The sequence below is a fragment of the Streptomyces sp. CHD11 genome (assembly GCF_018638295.1).
GTDB lineage: Bacteria > Actinomycetota > Actinomycetes > Streptomycetales > Streptomycetaceae > Streptomyces.
This window is the reverse complement of record NZ_JABTTS010000025.1, coordinates 31,294-48,299: the sequence shown is the minus strand read 5'-3', so window position 1 is coordinate 48,299 and position 17,006 is coordinate 31,294. Positions and strand designations below refer to the sequence as shown.

The window sequence follows — 17,006 nt, the reverse complement described above, 5'->3', positions numbered from 1 at the left end:
CCCGGCGTCCCCGGCCGGAGTCCCCGCCCGGGCCGAGGCACACCCCGCCCACCCCCTGGGCCTACGCTGAACATATGAGCAACCGAAGCGGACGCCGCCAGGTCGCGGGTCTTCCCCCCTGGGACCGGTGCGCGGTCATGGGGGTCGTGAACGTCACCCCGGACTCCTTCTCCGACGGCGGCCGCTGGTTCGACACGACGACCGCCGTCAAGCACGGTCTCGATCTGGTCTCCCAGGGCGCCGACCTGGTCGATGTCGGAGGCGAGTCCACCCGGCCCGGTGCCACCCGGGTCGACGAGGCCGAGGAACTCAAGCGCGTCATCCCCGTGGTCCGCGGCCTCGCCTCGGAAGGCGTCACCGTCTCCGTGGACACCATGCGCGCCTCGGTCGCCGAGCGGTCCCTCGCGGCCGGCGCCGCCCTCGTCAACGACGTCAGCGGTGGTCTCGCCGATCCGGCGATGATCCCGGCCGTGGCCGCCTCCGGAGCCCCGTTCGTCGTCATGCACTGGCGCGGCTTCCTGGAGGGCGGCAACGTCAGGGGCGTGTACGCCGACGTGGTCACCGAGGTCGGCGACGAACTGCGCACGCGCGTGGAGGCCGTCCTGGAGGGCGGTATCGCGGCCGACCGCGTGATCGTCGATCCCGGTCTCGGCTTCTCCAAGGACGCCGGACACGACCTGGCCCTGCTCGCCCGCCTCGACCGGCTCCTCGGCCTCGGCCACCCGGTGCTCGTGGCCGCCTCCCGCAAGCGGTTCCTCGGCCGCGTCCTGGCCGGCCCGGACGCCCCGCCCCCGCCCGCCCGCGAGCGCGACGCGGCCACCGCCGCGGTCTCCGCCCTCGCCGCCCAGGCGGGCGCCTGGGCGGTCCGCGTGCACGAGGTACGGGCGACCGCGGACGCCGTACGGGTCACCCGCGCGATAGAAGAGGCACGCACGGCACCCCCGACACCCCCCGAACCCGGCGCGCGCGGCGCAGAGGGAGCCCGGTGAGCGCACCCCACACCGATGTCGAGCAGGTGGAAGCCGCCAACACCGCCTTCTACGAGGCGCTGGAGAGGGGCGACTTCGAGGAGGTCGCGTCGCTCTGGCTCACCCCGGCCGACCTCGGCATCGACGAGACCTACCACGATCCGGCGGACAGCGGGGTGGTCTCCTGCGTCCACCCCGGCTGGCCGGTGCTCACCGGACGCGGCGAGGTCCTGAGGTCGTACGCCCTGATCATGGCGAACACCGACTACATCCAGTTCTTCCTCACCGATGTGCATGTCTCCGTCACCGGCGACACCGCCGTGGTGACCTGCACCGAGAACATCCTCAGCGGCGGCCCGGCCCCCGAGGACGGCGAGGAGCTGGGGCCCCTGGTGGGCCAGCTCGTCGTCGCCACCAACGTGTTCCGGCGCACCCCGGCCGGCTGGAAACTCTGGTCGCACCACGCCTCCCCGGTCCTCGCCGAGGAGGACGAGGGCGAGGACGAGGACACCCCCGGGCCCGATATCCCGGAGTGAGCACCCCGCCCGGCGGGCGCGACCGACCGGCCGAGGGCATACCCGGCCCCCCGGACGGGGACGTGGCCGGAATCACCACGCCGGCGGCCACGGCCGCCGCCGGCGTGGTGAGCCCGCGCCTTCCCCGGGGCAGACGACGGACGAGGCCCGGCGTCCGCCGGACCGCGGCGACACCCCCGGGGCGCCCGTACCGTCGGTGGCCACGGGTAGATTCGAGTGCAGGCCGGTGTGACCCGCGCACAGGGCACCGACCGGCCGGACCGACGACTGCAGGAGTGATTCGTGTGGATCGTGTCGCGCTGCGCGGCCTCAAGGCCCGTGGGCACCACGGTGTGTTCCCGAAGGAACGCGAGGAGGGCCAGACCTTCATCGTGGACCTCGTTCTCGGCCTGGACATCCGGCCGGCCGCGGCCGACGACGACCTGACGAAGACCGTGCACTACGGCATCGTGGCCGAGGAGGTGGTGGCCGTCGTCCAGGGCGAGCCCGTCAACCTCATCGAGACGCTCGCCGAGCACATCGCCCAGGTCTGTCTGAAACACGACGTGGTGCGGGAGGTGGAGGTGTGCGTCCACAAGCCGGACGCGCCGATCACCGTGCCCTTCGACGACGTGACCGTCACCATCACCCGGAGCCGCGTATGACCAGGCCGTCCACCACGGGCCACACCGACCCGACCGTCCAGCCCGTCCCCGCCTCCGTGGTCGAGCGGGTCGACGCCGCCGACACCACGCTGCAGAACCCGAAGCGGGCCGTCGTCTCCCTGGGCGCCAACCTGGGCAACCGCCTGGAGACCCTCCAGGGGGCCGTCGACGCCCTGGAGGACACCCCGGGCATCCGGGTCAAGGCCGTCTCACCCGTGTACGAGACGGAGCCGTGGGGCGTCGAGCCCGGCAGCCAGCCCTCGTACTTCAACGCGGTCGCGGTCCTGCGGACCACCCTGCCCCCGTCCTCCCTGCTGGAGCGGGCACACGCGGTGGAGGAGGCCTTCCACCGGGTCCGGGACGAGCGCTGGGGCCCGCGCACCCTGGACGTGGACATCGTCGCCTACGCGGACCTCCACTCGGACGACCCCTGGCTCACCCTGCCGCACCCGCGCGCCCACGAGCGGGCCTTCGTCCTCGTCCCCTGGCACGACATCGACCCCGGCGCGCGGCTGCCGGGCCGCGGATCCGTCGCCGACCTTCTCGGCGCGGTCACCCGGGACGGCGTCACGCCCCGTGCGGACCTGGAACTCCGGCTGCCCGAGTAGCCGTTAAGGTCGACACGACCACTTTCCGGGGCACCGGTCCGGGGAACGCGAAGGGACACCGTGAAAGAGCTGCGCATCCGGGTGCTGGCCGGCGTCTTCGTCGTCGCCGGGATCCTGTCCTGGGCCGGCGCCCGCCTGTGGAACTCCCTGGGGAGCCTGCCGAGCGTCCCCGTGGCCGCCCCCATCGTCCTCGCCCTGATCGCGGCGATCCTCACGGCCACCGCCCTCTCGCTGCGCGCCCGCCTCGACGCCCAGCGCGAGCGGCAGCCCGACGCCAAGGGCGTCGACCCGCTGATGGCGGCCCGCGCGGTCGTGTTCGGACAGGCCAGCGCCCTGGTCGCGGCCCTGGTCGCCGGCATGTACGGCGGTACGGGCGTCTTCCTGCTGGAGTTCCTGGACGTCCCCGCCCGCCGCGACCAGGCCGTCTACGCGGGCGCCTCGGTCCTGGCGGGCATCGGTGTCATAGCGGCGGCCATCTTCCTGGAGCGCGTCTGCAAGCTCCCGGAGGACGACGACAACGGCGGCGGCCCGGGGACGGCACCGGCGGCCTGAGGCGCGGCACCGCGCGCCACCGCTCGGAGGGCACACGAACGGCGCCCGCCGCACGGACCGCCGGCCTCAGCGCGCCATGATCAGGCTCATCGCCTCGTTGCGGGTCGCCGCGTCCCGCAGCTGACCGCGCACGGCCGAGGTGATGGTCTTCGCGCCGGGCTTGCGGATGCCCCGCATCGACATGCACATGTGCTCGCACTCCAGAACGACGATCACTCCGCGCGGCTCCAGGAGGTCCGTCAAGGAGTCCGCGATCTGGGTGGTGAGCCGCTCCTGCACCTGCGGGCGGCGGGCATAGACGTCCACCAGCCGGGCCAGCTTGGACAGTCCGGTGATCTTTCCGCTGGTGGCCGGGATGTAGCCGACGTGCGCCACGCCCCGGAACGGCACCAGGTGGTGCTCACAGGTCGAGTACACCTCGATGTCCTTCACGAGCACCATCTCGTCATGACCGAGGTCGAACGTCGTGGTCAGAACGTCCTCGGGCTTCTGCCAGAGCCCCGCGAAGATCTCCCGGTACGCCCGCGCCACCCGTGCCGGGGTCTCCTGGAGGCCCTCCCGGTCCGGGTCCTCGCCGACCGCGATCAGCAGTTCGCGCACGGCGTTGCGGGCCCGCTTCTCGTCGAACTCGCCGACGGGGGGTATGCCGTCCAGCGTCACGGGGTCGGTCATGGATTGCCTCGTTCCTGTGCCGTCAGGCGCGCGCCCGGGCGCGCGCCTCGTCCGCGGCTACGCAAAATGCCGCGTCCCTCAGGCTAGAACCTGGGGGACGCGGCATCCATTCCGGGCCCGGTGGGGCGCCCTGAGCCCGGTGTCAGCTCTCGGGGCGTTCCTCCGGGGTCCGCTCGGGCGCCGGGGCGGGCTCCGCCGCGGTGCTCTTGACGGTGCTGATGGCCGGTGTCGCGCCGTTCGCGCCGTTCGTCAGGGCCAGCTCCTTGGGGGAGAGGACCGGCGGACGGGTCGACGGCGTACGGTGCGAGGAGCCGGTCCAGGCGGGCCTGGGCGGGCGCTTGACGATCTGCGCGAAGACCTCGGCGATCTCCTCCTTGCCCAGCGTCTCCCGCTCCAGGAGGGCCAGGACGAGGTTGTCGAGAACGTCCCGGTTCTCGACCAGGATCTCCCAGGCCTCGTTGTGCGCGGTCTCGATGAGCTTCTTGACCTCTTCGTCGACCAGCGCGGCGACCTCTTCCGAGTAGTCCCGCTGGTGACCCATCTCACGGCCGACGAACGGCTCGGTGTTGTCACCGCCGAACTTGATCGCGCCGAGCCGCTCGGTCATGCCGTACTGCGTGACCATCGCGCGGGCCAGACCGGTGGCCTTCTCGATGTCGTTGGCCGCACCGGTGGTCGGGTCGTGGAAGACGAGCTCCTCCGCCGCGCGGCCGCCCAGCATGTAGGCCAGTTGGTCCAGCATCTCGTTGCGCGTGGTGGAGTACCTGTCCTCGTCGGGCAGAACCATGGTGTAACCCAGGGCGCGGCCTCTGGACAGGATGGTGATCTTGTGGACCGGGTCGGAGTTCGGTGAGGCCGCCGCGACCAGGGCGTGACCGCCCTCGTGGTACGCGGTGATCTTCTTCTCCTTGTCCGACATGATCCGGGTCCGCTTCTGCGGGCCCGCCACCACACGGTCGATCGCCTCGTCCAGCATGTGGTTGTCGATCAGCTTCTGATCGCTGCGCGCGGTCAGCAGCGCTGCCTCGTTCAGGACGTTGGCCAGGTCGGCACCGGTCATGCCGGGGGTGCGGCGGGCGACGGCCGACAGGTCGACGTCCGGGGCGACCGGCTTGCCCTTCTGGTGCACCTTGAGGATCTCCAGCCGGCCGTTCATGTCCGGACGGTCGACCGCGATCTGGCGGTCGAAGCGGCCGGGCCGCAGCAGGGCCGGGTCGAGGATGTCCGGCCGGTTCGTCGCGGCGATGAGGATCACGCCGCCCTTGACGTCGAAGCCGTCCATCTCGACGAGCAGCTGGTTCAGGGTCTGCTCACGCTCGTCGTGCCCACCGCCGAGGCCGGCGCCGCGGTGGCGGCCGACCGCGTCGATCTCGTCGACGAAGACGATCGCGGGAGCGTTGGCCTTGGCCTGCTCGAACAGGTCACGGACCCGGGAGGCACCGACACCGACGAACATCTCGACGAAGTCGGAACCGGAGATCGAGTAGAACGGCACACCCGCCTCGCCCGCGACAGCACGCGCGAGCAGGGTCTTGCCGGTACCGGGCGGGCCGTACAGCAGCACGCCCTTGGGAATCTTGGCGCCGACGGCCTGGAACTTCGCCGGCTCCTGCAAGAACTCCTTGATCTCGTGGAGTTCCTCGACGGCCTCCTCGGATCCCGCGACGTCGGAGAACGTCGTCTTCGGGGTGTCCTTGGTGATGAGCTTCGCCTTGGACTTCCCGAACTGCATGACGCGGGAGCCGCCGCCCTGCATCTGGTTCATCAGGAACAGGAAGACCACGATGATGAGGACGAACGGCAGAAGCGACAGCAGAATGCTGACGAACGGGTTCTGCTTCGACGGCGAAACCGTGTAGCCGTCCGGGATCTGATCGTTCTGGAACTTGTCCTGCAGCGTATTGGCGATGGTGACGCCCTGGTCGCCGATGTAGCTCGCCTGGATCTTCGAGCTGTCTTCGACCTTCTGGCCGTCCTTGAGCTCGACCTTGATGATCTGCTCGTCGCCGGTGGTCAGCTTGGCCGACTCGACCTTGTTCTCATTGATCGCCTGGACGACCTGGCCGGTGTCCACCGTCTTGTGGCCGCCGGACGAGCCGACGACCTGCATCAACACGACCACGGCAAGGACGGCCAGCACGATCCACATGACCGGCCCACGGAAGTATCGCTTCACGTCCATCCATACGGAGCGGTGCCGCCCCGTCCCTCCTGCCATAGTGAGTTTGATAAAGACTGTTCTTCGGACGGTACCCCAGCCTCGCCCCCCGAAGCTGCGGGGGACAGCCGGCGTTCCCGTCCACGCATGCTCCAACGCCGCGGAGCCCGCCGGGGTTCCCGATCACCGTACGACGGGCCGGGCCCCGGCGTTCAGCCGCCGTAGACGTGAGGGGCGAGCGTACCGACGAACGGGAGGTTCCGGTACTTCTCGGCGTAGTCGAGGCCGTAACCGACGACGAACTCGTTGGGGATGTCGAAGCCGACCCATGCCACGTCGATGGCGACCTTGGCTGCCTCGGGCTTGCGCAGCAGCGTGCACACCTTGAGGGAGGCAGGCTCGCGGGAGCCGAGGTTGGAGATCAGCCACGACAGGGTCAGTCCGGAGTCGATGATGTCCTCGACGATCAGGACGTGCCGGCCCTTGATGTCGGTGTCGAGGTCCTTGAGGATCCGCACCACACCGGAGGACTGCGTACCCGCGCCGTACGACGACACCGCCATCCAGTCCATGGTGACCGGAGCGGACAGGGCCCGCGCGAGGTCGGCCATCACCATCACCGCGCCCTTGAGCACACCGACGATCAGCACGTCCTTGCCCGCGTACTCCGCGTCGATCTTCGCGGCCAGCTCCGCCAGCTTGGCGTCGATCTCTTCCTTGGTGATGAGCACCTTCTCGAGGTCGGCACCCATGTCTTTCGCGTCCACCGCATCACTTTCGGTCGTCCCACCGGCCGGTCCGGTCCGCCCCGCGACTCGCAGGGGTCGGGGGTCCGGAATCAGCCCTGCCGAATCACCAGTCTGCCACCCTGCCGGCGGGCGACGACCCGGCCGGGGAGATTGATGTCCCCCTGACCGCGCCAGCCGGTGATCAGCCGGTCGACCTCCTCGATGTGGCGCGCGAACAGCGAACCGGCCGGAGCACCGGCCTCGATGGCGGCGCGGCGCAGCACACGGCGGCGTACGGCCGGCGGCAGGGCGCGGAGCGCGGCGCACTCCAGGCGGCCGTCGGCGTCCCGGACGCCGGCCTCGGCCCGGTGCGCCCAGGTGTCCAGGGCGTCGGCGTCGTCACGGGAGAGCTGGGCCGTACGGGCGAGGGCCTCGACGACTCCCTTGCCGAGCGCCTTCTCCAGGGCGGGCAGGCCCTCGTGGCGGAGCCGGGAACGGGTGTAGGCGGGGTCCGCGTTGTGCGGGTCGTCCCAGACCGGGAGGGACTGGACCATGCAGGCCTTGCGGGCGGTCTGCCGGTCGAGCTGGAGGAAGGGGCGCCGGTACCGGCCGGCGGCCCCCGAGACCGCCGCCATACCGGACAGAGAGCGGGTGCCGGAGCCGCGGGCGAGGCCCAGGAGGACGGTTTCGGCCTGGTCGTCACGGGTGTGACCGAGCAGGACGGCGGCGGCGCCGTGCTGTTCGGCGGCGGAGTCCAGGGCGGCGTAGCGGGCGTCCCGGGCGGCGGCCTCCGGTCCCACCCGTCGCCCACCACCCGTGTAGGAGGCGCCGTGCGCCGCCCTTTCCGATGCGCGGCCGACGGTGACCGTGACGGACTCGACGGGGTCCAGACCGAGTTCGCGCAGGCGCACGACGACGTCGGCGGCGCGCAGGTCGGAGCCCGGCTGGAGGCCGTGGTCGACGGTCACGCCGCCGGCGCGCAGGCCGAGCCGGGGGGCTTCGAAGGCGAGGGCGGAGGCGAGCGCCATGGAGTCGGCGCCGCCCGAGCAGGCCACGAGCACGAGCGGGGAGGAGGACGGCTCGCGCGGGGGGTGGCCGGGGGTTCGGCCGTGGTCGTCGAGGATGTCGGTCAGGACGCGGCGGACCGCCAGGCGTATCGCCGCGACCGCAGGATGGGGACCCATGTCCGGTTCCCTTCATGAAGTTGTCGGGAGGTGAGCCCGGGATTCGGTCACTCAGAGTATGTAGATGGTGACAGAGCCGGGCCGTTCCCCGAGCATTGCACGCCTGCCCGGAGCCCACGGTCCCTCGGAAGGGTGATTGCAGGGGCGTCCGTCTGCCGACGGCCGGACCGTTCGCACGGCGGTAGCGCGGGGCTCATGCCTCCGGTTTGCTGTGCACCCGGGTGATCCAGTCCGCCGGTTTGGCGATCTCCGCCTTGGTGGGAAGCGTGTTGGGCGAGGTCCACACCCGGTTGAAGCCGTCCATGCCGACCTCCTCGACGACGGCCCGCACGAAGCGCTCGCCGTCGCGGTACTGCCGGAGCTTGGCGTCCAGGCCGAGCAGCTTGCGCAGGGCCATGTCCAGGCGGGAGGCGCCCTTGGCGCGGCGCTGCTGGAACTTCTCGCGGATCTCGGCGACGCTCGGCACCACCTCGGGCCCCACCCCGTCCATCACGAAGTCGGCGTGGCCCTCGAGGAGCGACATCACGGCGGTGAGCCGGCCGAGGATCTCGCGCTGCGCGGGCGTCTGCACGACCTCGACGAAGGAGCGTCCGTCGTCACCCTCCTCGCCCTCCGGACGGCCGCCGGCGAGCGACTGCGCGGCCTCGCGGACGCGCTCCAGGACGGTCATGGGGTCGACGTCGGTCTCTCCCAGGAATGACTGGATCTCGCCCTGCAGATGGTCCCTCAGCCAGGGCACCGCGGTGAACTGGGTGCGGTGGGTCTCCTCGTGGAGAGTCACCCACAGACGGAAGTCGTGCGGTTCGACGTCGAGTTCGCGCTCCACGTGGACGATGTTGGGGGCGACCAGCAGCAGCCGGCCGCCGCCGTTCGCTCCGGCCGGGAGGTCACGGGTGGCGGGGGCGAAGGTCTCGTACTGGCCGAGGACACGGGAGGCGAGGAAGGACAGCAGCATGCCCAGCTCCACACCGGTGACCTTGCCGCCGACGGTGCCGAGGACCACGTTGCCGGGGCCGGTGCCGCGGCGTTCCTGCATCTTGTCGAGGAGCGGCTTGAGCAGTTCACGGAAGCCGGCGACGTTGGCCCGGACCCAGCCGGGGCGGTCGACGACCAGGAGCGGGGTGTCGTGGGTCTCCTCGGTCCCCAGCCCGGTGAAGCCCCGGACGTGTTCCTCCGCGGACCTCGCGTGCCGGCGCAGTTCCGCGACGACGGCGCGAGCCTCGTCGCGGCTCACGTCGGGGCCCGGCCGCATGAGCCGGGTCGCGGTCGCGACCGCGAGATTCCAGTCGACCATCCCGGAAGAGGCAGCACCACCGATGCTCGTCATGCGTCAACGGTACGTGAGTGGCCCGGCTTCAGGCAGGGCGGCGAGGGAGCGGGGGTGATCCGGGGGCGCCGGTCGGGGCAGCGGGGCGGGACGGCGGCTGCGGGGCGGGGCGGGGCGGCGGCTGCGGGGCGGGGCGGGGCGGCTGCTGCGGGGCGGCGGCTGCGGGCGGGTGTGTGCGCGTCGCTTGTTCGCCCCCGCCGTCCCCTCCCGTTCCCGTCCCTGGGGGCCGCGCCCCCGGACCCCCTTCGCGCCCGCGCGGCGGAGCCGCATGCCGGCACAGCCCCGCGCCCCGCACGGGGTCAGCGGCAGCCGCAGGCGGCCAGGGCGGTGGCTGCCCTGTCGAGGGCGGCGCGGGCCGCCTCCGGGCCGGGGCCGGGTGTGTCGTTCGCCAGGAAGGCGAAGGCCAGCAGCCGGCCGTCCTTGTCGACGACGGTGCCCGCCAGTGTGTCCACGCCGGTGAGCGTTCCGGTCTTGGCGCGGACGACTCCGGACGCGCCGTCGCCGTACCGGCCGGCCAGGGTGCCGGTGAAGCCGGCGACGGGCAGGCCGGTGAGGGCGGGGCGCAGTTCGGGGCGGGCCGGGTCGCCGGCCTTGACGAGCAGGGCGGTGAGCAGGTCGGCGGTGAGTCTGTCGCGCCGGTCGAGGCCGCTGCCGTCCTTGATGTCGGCGCCCTTCACCGGGAGTCCGAGGTACTTGAGGCGGGCGGTGATCGCCGCGCCGCCGCCGGCGAAGTCGGCGGGCTTGCCGGTGGCCAGGGCGGTGTGCCGGGCGAGGGCTTCGGCGAGGTCGTTGTCGCTGTTGGTCAGCATCCGCTCGACGAGGACCGCGAGCGGGGGCGAGGAGACGGTGGCGAGGGTGGTGGCCCGGGTGGTGGACTTCGAGGGGCCGGGCGGTGTGACCTTGATGCCGTGTTCCGTCAACAGGTCGCCGAAGGTCTGTGCGGCGTGGGCCGCCGGGTCCGGGACACGCGGGACGGGACCGCTGGTGGAGTCGTCGGTCCGGGCCTCGTCGACCATCAGGGGCGTGACGGCGGCGAGATTTCCGTTGATGCCGATCGGGTGCGTCGTGGCGCCCTTGTAGAGGGTCGTGTCGTACGACAGCGTCACCTCGCGCACCCCGCGTCTGGCCAGCTCGGCGGCGGACCGCCCGGCGAGCACCCGCAGGCTGGCCAGGCCCCGGGCGTCCTTGCGGGCGGTGAGGGTGGGGTCGCCGCCGCCGACCAGGACGACCTCACCGGTGTCGGGTTCGTACACCGCGCGGGTGGTGAGGCGGTGGTCGGCGCCCATGGCGGAGAGCGCGGCGACGGCGGTGGCGATCTTCGTGGTCGAGGCGGGGGTGGCCGCTTTCGCCGCGTCGGTGGCGTACAGCCGTTCGCCGGTGGCCACGTCGACCACGGCGGCGGAGTGGCGGCCGAGCGCCCGGGTGTCCAGCAGCGGGTCGAGGATCCCAGCGAGCGTCCGGGCGCCGGGCGCCGACCGCGCGGCGGTGGCGGTGCCGCCGAGGCCGGTGAGGACGGAGGCGGCCGGAGGGGCGGCCTCCGGTCCGCGGGGCGGTGTGCCGGCGTGTGCGCGGCCGCTGCCGTGATCTGTGCCACGCGACGCCGCCAGCGCCACGGCGCGGTCACGCTCCGCCGTACGCTGACCCGAGGAGTCCCAGGGACCGGCGGCGGTCACCACACCCGCGGCCAGCGCCAGACCGGCGGTGGCGGCGGTCGCGGTGAACTGCCAGGTCCTCGGCCGCGCGACGCGCGTGACCTGCGGTGTTCCCGGCCGGTCCGGTCGCGTGGACCATGGCCGGGCGGCCGCGGCGATGCGCGTCAGTCGTGGCCGCAGGGTCTCCGCCGTCCGGGCGAGACGCGGCCGCACGGCGCCCGCGATCCGCGCGACATGCGGTCTCGCGGCCCGCCAAGGCCTCAGCTCCGGCACGACCACCAGCCCCTTTCGCGATCACACACCTGCGTGAGGGACACTTAACCACCAGAACTATGTGCTGATCATGGAGGAGCGTCCGGTGGAGTTCGACGTCACGATCGAGATCCCGAAGGGTTCGCGGAACAAGTACGAGGTGGACCACGAGACGGGTCGGATCCGCCTGGACCGTCGGCTCTTCACCTCGACCGCCTACCCGACCGACTACGGCTTCGTCGAGAACACCCTCGGCGAGGACGGCGACCCGCTGGACGCGCTGGTCATTCTGGACGAGCCGACGTTCCCGGGCTGTCTGATCCGCTGCCGCGCGATCGGCATGTTCCGTATGACGGACGAGGCGGGTGGCGACGACAAGCTGCTGTGCGTTCCGTCGACGGACCCGCGGGTGGAGCACCTGCGTGACATCCACCACGTGTCGGAGTTCGACCGTCTGGAGATCCAGCACTTCTTCGAGGTCTACAAGGACCTGGAGCCGGGCAAGTCGGTCGAGGGCGCCGACTGGGTGGGCCGGGTGGACGCCGAGATCGAGATCGAGCGGTCCTACAAGCGGTTCAAGGAGACGGGCGGCCACTGAGCCTCCCCGCTGCGCGACGCAGAACGGGCCGCACGCGCACGTGCGGCCCGTTCTGCTGCGTGTGCGCATACTGAGGCTCTACGGGGCAGGCTCAGAAAAACGATCTTTCGGACGGTGTCGTACAGGGAGCGAAGGGCGTGACGGACGCGGAGGACCGCAAGCCGCGGTCGGACGAGGCGAGGACTGCGTTCACGCCTCCTGGCGGTGTCCCGGCGACGGCCGACAACGAGTCGTCGACGACATCCGAGTTCGCCCTTCCCGACGGGCTGGCCGTCGCCAGGGCGGTTGCGGAGTCGGAGACGACCTCGGAGTTCTCGGTGCCGAAGGGCCTGGACGTGGCGCCGCAGCACCCGTCCGAGTCCGAGGGCTCGGCGTTCAACCGGCCCAGCACCTACAGTTCGAAGCAGGTGCCGCCGGCGTTCACTCCCCCGGCCGGTGTACCGGTCCTCAGCCTCACCCGGGACGTGCCCTGGCAGGACCGGATGCGCACCATGCTGCGGATGCCGGTCACCGAGCGGCCGGCGCTGGAGACCGTGCAGCGGCACGACGAGGCGGGGCCCGCCGTGCCCCGCGTGCTCGACCTGACCCTGCGTATCGGGGAACTGCTGCTGGCGGGCGGTGAGGGCGCCGAGGACGTGGAGGCGGCGATGTTCGCCGTGTGCCGCTCCTACGGCCTGGACCGCTGCGAGCCCAACGTCACCTTCACGCTGCTGGCGATCTCCTACCAGCCGTCGCTGGTCGACGACCCCGTGACCGCGTCCCGTACGGTGCGCCGCCGCAGCCCGGACTACACCCGGCTGGCCGCGGTGTACCAGTTGGTGGACGACCTCAGTGACGACGAGACGCATGTGTCCCTGGAGGAGGCCTACCGGCGGCTGGCGGACATCCGCCGCAACCGGCACCCGTACTCCGGCTGGACGCTGACCGCGGCGAGCGGACTGCTCGCGGGTTCGGCCTCGGTGCTGGTCGGCGGTCATGCCCTGGTGTTCGTGGCCGCCGCGATCGGCGCGATGCTCGGCGACCGGCTGGCCTGGCTGTGCGCGGGACGCGGGCTGCCGGAGTTCTACCAGTTCACGGTGGCCGCCACGCCGCCGGCCGCGATCGGGGTGGCCCTGACCGTGGCGCACGTGGACGTGAAGGCGTCCGCGGTGATCACCGGTGGGCTGTTCGCGCTGCTGCCGGGGCGGGCGCTGGTGGCGGGCGTGCAGGACGGTCTGACCGGCTTCTACATCACCGCGTCCGCACGTCTGCTGGAGGTTCTGTACTTCTTCGTGGGCATCGTGGCCGGGGTGCTGACGGTGCTGTACTTCGGCGTGCAGCTGGGAGCCGAGCTGAACCCGGACGCGGCGCTCGGCGGCGATCCGCAGCCGCTGCTGCAGATCGCCGCGTCACTGGGGCTCGCCCTCGCCTTCGCCGTGCTGCTCCAGCAGGAACGGTCCACCGTGCTGATGGTGACCCTGAACGGCGGAGTCGCCTGGGTGGTGTACGGGGCGATGCACGTCACGGGTGAGATCTCACCCGTGGCCTCCACCGCCGCGGCGGCCGGCGTGGTGGGCCTCTTCGGGCAGTTGCTGGCCCGCTACCGGTTCGCCTCCGCGCTGCCGTACACCACGGCGGCGATCGGGCCGCTGCTGCCCGGTTCCGCCACGTACTTCGGTCTGCTGGGCATCGCGCAGAACGAGATCACCTCGGGACTGGCGTCCCTCACGAAGGCCGTGGCCCTGGCCATGGCCATCGCGATCGGGGTGAACTTCGGGTCGGAGATCTCCCGCATCTTCCTGCGGATCGGCTCCCCGGAGAAACGCCGGGCGGCCAAGCGGACGCGGGGCTTCTAGGCGCCGGGCGCCGTCCCCGCGTCCCTGCGGGGCTTCTCAGTAACCGCGGTTGTAGGGCTGCTGCTGCTCGTTCTGCCCGTAGTACTGGTCGTTGCCGTACGGCTGCTGGGGTGCGGGGGGCTGCTGCTGCGGGTGGCCCTGGTTCCCGTACGGCTGCTGGGGCTGCTGCGGGTAGCCGCCCTGGTTGCCGTAGTGCTGCTGCCGGGGCTGCTGCGGGGCGGCCGGGGGGATGCGGCGCAGCTGGGTGGTGGCGTCGTCCATGAGCGGGGCCACCGGGGCCTGCGGGTACTCGGGAGCGGCGGCCGGGGTCTCGGCGGCGGCCCGCTTCTTCTTCCCGCGCTCGCGCAGGTACTCGATGATGATCGGCACCACGGAGAGGATGACGATCAGTACGATGATCGCCTCGATGTTCGTCTTGATGAAGTCGATCTGCCCGAGCCAGTAGCCCGCCACGGTGACACCGCAGCCCCAGGCGACACCGCCGATGATGTTGTACGTGAGGAACGTGCGGTACTGCATGCGGCCGGCGCCGGCCGTGATGGGGGCGAACGTCCGCACGATCGGGACGAAGCGGGCCAGCACGATCGCCTTGGGGCCGTACTTCTCCATGAACTCGTGGGCCTTCTCCAGGTTCTCCTGTTTGAAGAGCTTGGAGTCGGGCCGGCTGAACAGCTTCGGTCCGAAGAACTTACCGATCATGTAACCGACTTGGTCACCGATCACGGCAGCGATCACGATCAGGGTGCAGACCAGCCACAGTGGCTGACTGATGTAGTTGCCCTCGGCCACGAAGAGCCCCGCCGTGAACAGCAGGGAGTCACCGGGCAGGAACGCGAAGAGTCCGGACTCCGCGAAGACGATCAGCAGGATGCCGGGAAGGCTGAAGGTCTCGATCAGGTAGTCCGGGCTCAGCCACTCAGGGCCGAGCGCAAGCGTGGTCACGGGGATGTGGCTCCTGCAGCTGGGGGAAACGGGCTGGGTTGGCTGCCCAAATTATGAACGCAGCCGTCGGGGCCCAGGTTCCGCGGGGGTACCCAGCATGCACTGTGCCCCGCCCCGGAGAAAGCCGTGAGCCGCAGTGGTGGGACATCGCCGCTGGTCGTGGCCCGGAAGCGATCCGGGCCACGACGTTCAGGGGGTGTGCCGCAGCGCGTTGGCGAGGATCGCGTCCCGCATGTAGGCGGCGAGACCGGGCTTCGCCTGGTCGATGTTTCGCGTGAAACGTTCGTCGTTGACGTACATGTCACCCAGGCAGGTGTGCATCTCGTACCCGCAGTCGTAGTGATTGCGGGAGATCCCCTGACGGTGGGCCTCGGCGGTGTCCATCGCCGCCTCGGAGTCCGCCGGCTCCCCTGCCTCCATCAGCCCGACGAACCGCCGGGTGAGCTCGTCCGCCTCGTGCTGGAGCCGCTGCCAGTCCTCCTTGGTGTAGGAGGCCGTGCGCTGCCGCGACTGGCGGTAGGCGTCGGTGCCGCCCCAGCGTTCCCTGACCTCTTCCTCGTACTGGTCCGGGTCGAAGTCCCCGAACACCTCGAACTTCTCCTCGGGCGTCAGATCGATCCCCATCGTGCGTGCCTCCATGGCGTGTTCCACGGCCGCCGCCATCTTCCGCAGCTTCTCGATCCGGGCGGTCAGCAGTTCGTGCTGGCGGCGCAGGTGCGCGTGCGGGTCCGCGTCCGGGTCGTCGAGCAGGGCGGCGACCTCCTCGAGCGGGAAGCCGAGCTCGCGGTAGAACAGGATCTGCTGCAGCCGGTCGAGGTCGGCGTCGCTGTAGCGCCGGTGCCCCGCGTGGCTGCGCTCGCCGGGCTCGAGCAGGCCGATGTCGTCGTAGTGGTGCAGCGTGCGCACCGTGACCCCGGCGAAGCCGGCCACCTGTCCCACGGAGTAGCTCACTTCCGCTCCTTTCGGTTCCGTGCCCCAGCGTGGGTCCTCACGCCACGTGAGGTGCAAGCCGCTTCCGCTTTTATCCCTTTCGTACCTTTATCGTGTGCGCGTGGCCCAGGACAGCACACAGCGGGCGGGAACGGCCGTCACCGGCCCGGCGACGACGGCACGCACCCTGCTGCCGACCCTCGTGCCCGCGCTGCTCGTGGGCGTGGTGACGAGCCTGGTCCTGCTGGGGGTCAGTACGGCGGCCGAGGAGTTGCAGCACGTCCTGTGGGGGAACCTGCCGGACGCCCTGGGCATCGGCCGGTACTCCGTGCTGTGGATGTGCGTAATGCTCGTCGCCACCGGTGTCGCGGTCGGGCTGGTGGTGTGGCGGGCCCCCGGCCACGCGGGCCCCGATCCGGCGACCACCGGACTCGACGCGCCCGTACTGCCGCCCGCGGTGCTGCCGGGGCTGCTGCTGGCGACCGCGTTGGTGCTGGCCGGCGGGCCGAGCCTGGGTCCCGAGAACCCGATCATCGCCGTGAACGTCTCGCTGGCGGTCTGGGCGGGCCTCAGGTTCTTCCCGCGGACCGAGGAGCGCGGCTGGGCGGCACTGGCGGAGGCCGGGACGATCGGGGCGCTGTTCGGCACACCGGTCGCCGCCGCCCTCGTCATCTCGGAGGCGCTGGCCGGGCAGCGGATCAGGGGGCGGCTGTGGGACAGCCTCTTCGCTCCGCTGGCGGCCGCCGGCGCCGGTTCGCTCACCACCGCACTGGTCTCCGAACCCGGTTTCGATCTGCGTCTGCCCCCGTTCGGCCACCCCGGCTGGACCGACCTGCTGGCGTCGCTCGTGGTGGCCTCGGTGGGCGCGGTGCTCGGCATGTGCGCCGTGTACGCCTTCCCGTTCGTCCACGGGGCGTTCAGCCGGCTGCGGCATCCGATGCTGATGCTCCCGGCCGGTGGCGCGGTGCTGGGCCTCCTGGCGGCCCTGGGCGGGCATCTGACGCTCTTCAAGGGGCTCGACGAGATCGCGGAGCTGGCACGTGATCCCGACGGCTGGACGGCGGGCGGGTTCGCCACGATGACGGTGGTGAAGCTGGCCGCCCTGCTCGTCGCCGCGTCCTGCGGCTTCCGGGGCGGGCGGATCTTCCCGGCGGTGTTCGTCGGGACGGCGCTCGGCCTGTGCGCGCACGCGCTGGTGCCCGGCGTGCATCCGGCGGTGGGCGTGTCAGCGGCCGTACTGGGGATCCTGCTGGCCATCACCCGGCAGGGCTGGGTGAGCCTGTTCGTCGCCGCCGTCCTGGTCGCCTCCCCCGGGATGCTCGCCCTGCTGTGCATCGCCTCCCTGCCCGCCTGGCTGCTGGTCACCGGCCGCCCGCAGATGCAGCTGCGGGCGGACGGGACGGCGGTCCGGTGACCACCC

16 protein-coding genes are annotated in these 17,006 nt (G+C 71.6%); 8 read left to right on the top strand and 8 right to left on the bottom strand.

Going from position 1 to position 17,006, the window contains the following annotated elements; genetic code table 11:
- Window positions 1–74 precede the first annotated feature (74 nt).
- The 5 genes from folP (at window position 75) to HTV45_RS22660 (ending at window position 3,308) form a co-directional block, all read left to right on the top strand.
- Window positions 75–989 carry a dihydropteroate synthase gene (gene folP / locus HTV45_RS22680; RefSeq protein ID WP_215207682.1) on the top strand — a complete coding sequence of 305 codons (915 nt, stop codon included), beginning with the start codon at window positions 75–77 and terminating at the stop codon, window positions 987–989.
- The gene (locus HTV45_RS22675; RefSeq protein ID WP_215207681.1) at window positions 986–1,504 is read left to right on the top strand and encodes a nuclear transport factor 2 family protein; all 519 of its coding nucleotides are present in this window, start codon (window positions 986–988) and stop codon (window positions 1,502–1,504) included. The genes folP and HTV45_RS22675 overlap by 4 nt, the downstream gene beginning before the upstream one ends.
- A gap of 284 nt (window positions 1,505–1,788) precedes the next feature.
- Window positions 1,789–2,148, top strand: coding sequence for a dihydroneopterin aldolase (folB, locus tag HTV45_RS22670; RefSeq protein ID WP_215207680.1), 360 nt, complete (start codon window positions 1,789–1,791; stop codon window positions 2,146–2,148).
- On the top strand, window positions 2,145–2,756 hold the full coding sequence (gene folK / locus HTV45_RS22665) for a 2-amino-4-hydroxy-6-hydroxymethyldihydropteridine diphosphokinase (protein WP_215207679.1): 612 nt from the start codon (window positions 2,145–2,147) through the stop codon (window positions 2,754–2,756). Before folB ends, folK begins: the two co-directional genes overlap by 4 nt.
- A gap of 60 nt (window positions 2,757–2,816) precedes the next feature.
- Window positions 2,817–3,308, top strand: coding sequence for a DUF3180 domain-containing protein (locus tag HTV45_RS22660; protein ID WP_215207678.1), 492 nt, complete (start codon window positions 2,817–2,819; stop codon window positions 3,306–3,308).
- Window positions 3,309–3,374: 66 nt separating this feature from the next.
- On the opposite strand, the gene folE is transcribed toward HTV45_RS22660, so the two are convergent.
- The 6 genes from folE to dacB form a co-directional block, all read right to left on the bottom strand.
- Window positions 3,375–3,980: a GTP cyclohydrolase I FolE gene (folE, locus tag HTV45_RS22655; RefSeq protein ID WP_215207677.1), complete on the bottom strand. Its 606-nt coding sequence runs from the start codon at window positions 3,978–3,980 to the stop codon at window positions 3,375–3,377.
- Between the two features lie 142 nt (window positions 3,981–4,122).
- Window positions 4,123–6,162, bottom strand: coding sequence for an ATP-dependent zinc metalloprotease FtsH (gene ftsH, locus HTV45_RS22650; RefSeq protein ID WP_215207676.1), 2,040 nt, complete (start codon window positions 6,160–6,162; stop codon window positions 4,123–4,125).
- 188 nt (window positions 6,163–6,350) lie between these two features.
- Window positions 6,351–6,890 (bottom strand): hypoxanthine phosphoribosyltransferase, encoded by a 540-nt coding sequence (gene hpt / locus HTV45_RS22645; RefSeq protein WP_215207730.1) that lies wholly within the window; start codon window positions 6,888–6,890, stop codon window positions 6,351–6,353.
- Between the two features lie 86 nt (window positions 6,891–6,976).
- Window positions 6,977–8,050 carry a tRNA lysidine(34) synthetase TilS gene (gene tilS, locus HTV45_RS22640; RefSeq protein WP_215207675.1) on the bottom strand — a complete coding sequence of 358 codons (1,074 nt, stop codon included), beginning with the start codon at window positions 8,048–8,050 and terminating at the stop codon, window positions 6,977–6,979.
- Between the two features lie 193 nt (window positions 8,051–8,243).
- On the bottom strand, window positions 8,244–9,377 hold the full coding sequence (locus tag HTV45_RS22635) for a zinc-dependent metalloprotease (RefSeq protein WP_215207674.1): 1,134 nt from the start codon (window positions 9,375–9,377) through the stop codon (window positions 8,244–8,246).
- A 299-nt stretch (window positions 9,378–9,676) separates the two neighbouring features.
- Entirely contained in the window at window positions 9,677–11,308 is a 1,632-nt protein-coding gene (gene dacB / locus HTV45_RS22630) for a D-alanyl-D-alanine carboxypeptidase/D-alanyl-D-alanine-endopeptidase (protein ID WP_215207673.1), read from the bottom strand.
- A 79-nt stretch (window positions 11,309–11,387) separates the two neighbouring features.
- On the opposite strand from dacB, the gene HTV45_RS22625 reads away from it, so the two are divergent.
- Both HTV45_RS22625 and HTV45_RS22620 read left to right on the top strand, forming a co-directional pair.
- On the top strand, window positions 11,388–11,879 hold the full coding sequence (locus HTV45_RS22625) for an inorganic diphosphatase (protein ID WP_215207729.1): 492 nt from the start codon (window positions 11,388–11,390) through the stop codon (window positions 11,877–11,879).
- Window positions 11,880–12,016: 137 nt separating this feature from the next.
- Window positions 12,017–13,714 carry a threonine/serine exporter ThrE family protein gene (locus HTV45_RS22620; protein WP_215207672.1) on the top strand — a complete coding sequence of 566 codons (1,698 nt, stop codon included), beginning with the start codon at window positions 12,017–12,019 and terminating at the stop codon, window positions 13,712–13,714.
- Window positions 13,715–13,750: 36 nt separating this feature from the next.
- Here the strand turns inward: HTV45_RS22620 and HTV45_RS22615 are convergent, their stop codons facing one another.
- Both HTV45_RS22615 and HTV45_RS22610 read right to left on the bottom strand, forming a co-directional pair.
- Entirely contained in the window at window positions 13,751–14,656 is a 906-nt protein-coding gene (locus HTV45_RS22615) for a DedA family protein (protein ID WP_215207671.1), read from the bottom strand.
- 189 nt (window positions 14,657–14,845) lie between these two features.
- A complete protein-coding gene (locus HTV45_RS22610; RefSeq protein WP_215207670.1) occupies window positions 14,846–15,607 on the bottom strand; it encodes a MerR family transcriptional regulator in 762 nt (253 codons plus the stop codon).
- A gap of 100 nt (window positions 15,608–15,707) precedes the next feature.
- Between HTV45_RS22610 and HTV45_RS22605 the strand changes: the two genes are divergently transcribed.
- Window positions 15,708–17,000, top strand: coding sequence for an ion channel protein (locus HTV45_RS22605; RefSeq protein ID WP_215207669.1), 1,293 nt, complete (start codon window positions 15,708–15,710; stop codon window positions 16,998–17,000).
- Window positions 17,001–17,006 lie beyond the last annotated feature (6 nt).

Excerpts from the sequence above, each read along its gene's own strand:
- folP (WP_215207682.1), top strand. The coding sequence starts at position 75 with ATGAGCAACCGAAGCGGACGCCGCCAGGTCGCGGGTCTTCCCCCCTGG.
- folK (WP_215207679.1), top strand. The coding sequence starts at position 2,145 with ATGACCAGGCCGTCCACCACGGGCCACACCGACCCGACCGTCCAGCCC.
- folE (WP_215207677.1), bottom strand. The coding sequence starts at position 3,980 with ATGACCGACCCCGTGACGCTGGACGGCATACCCCCCGTCGGCGAGTTC.
- ftsH (WP_215207676.1), bottom strand. The coding sequence starts at position 6,162 with ATGGACGTGAAGCGATACTTCCGTGGGCCGGTCATGTGGATCGTGCTG.
- hpt (WP_215207730.1), bottom strand. The coding sequence starts at position 6,890 with ATGGGTGCCGACCTCGAGAAGGTGCTCATCACCAAGGAAGAGATCGAC.
- tilS (WP_215207675.1), bottom strand. The coding sequence starts at position 8,050 with ATGGGTCCCCATCCTGCGGTCGCGGCGATACGCCTGGCGGTCCGCCGC.
- HTV45_RS22635 (WP_215207674.1), bottom strand. The coding sequence starts at position 9,377 with ATGACGAGCATCGGTGGTGCTGCCTCTTCCGGGATGGTCGACTGGAAT.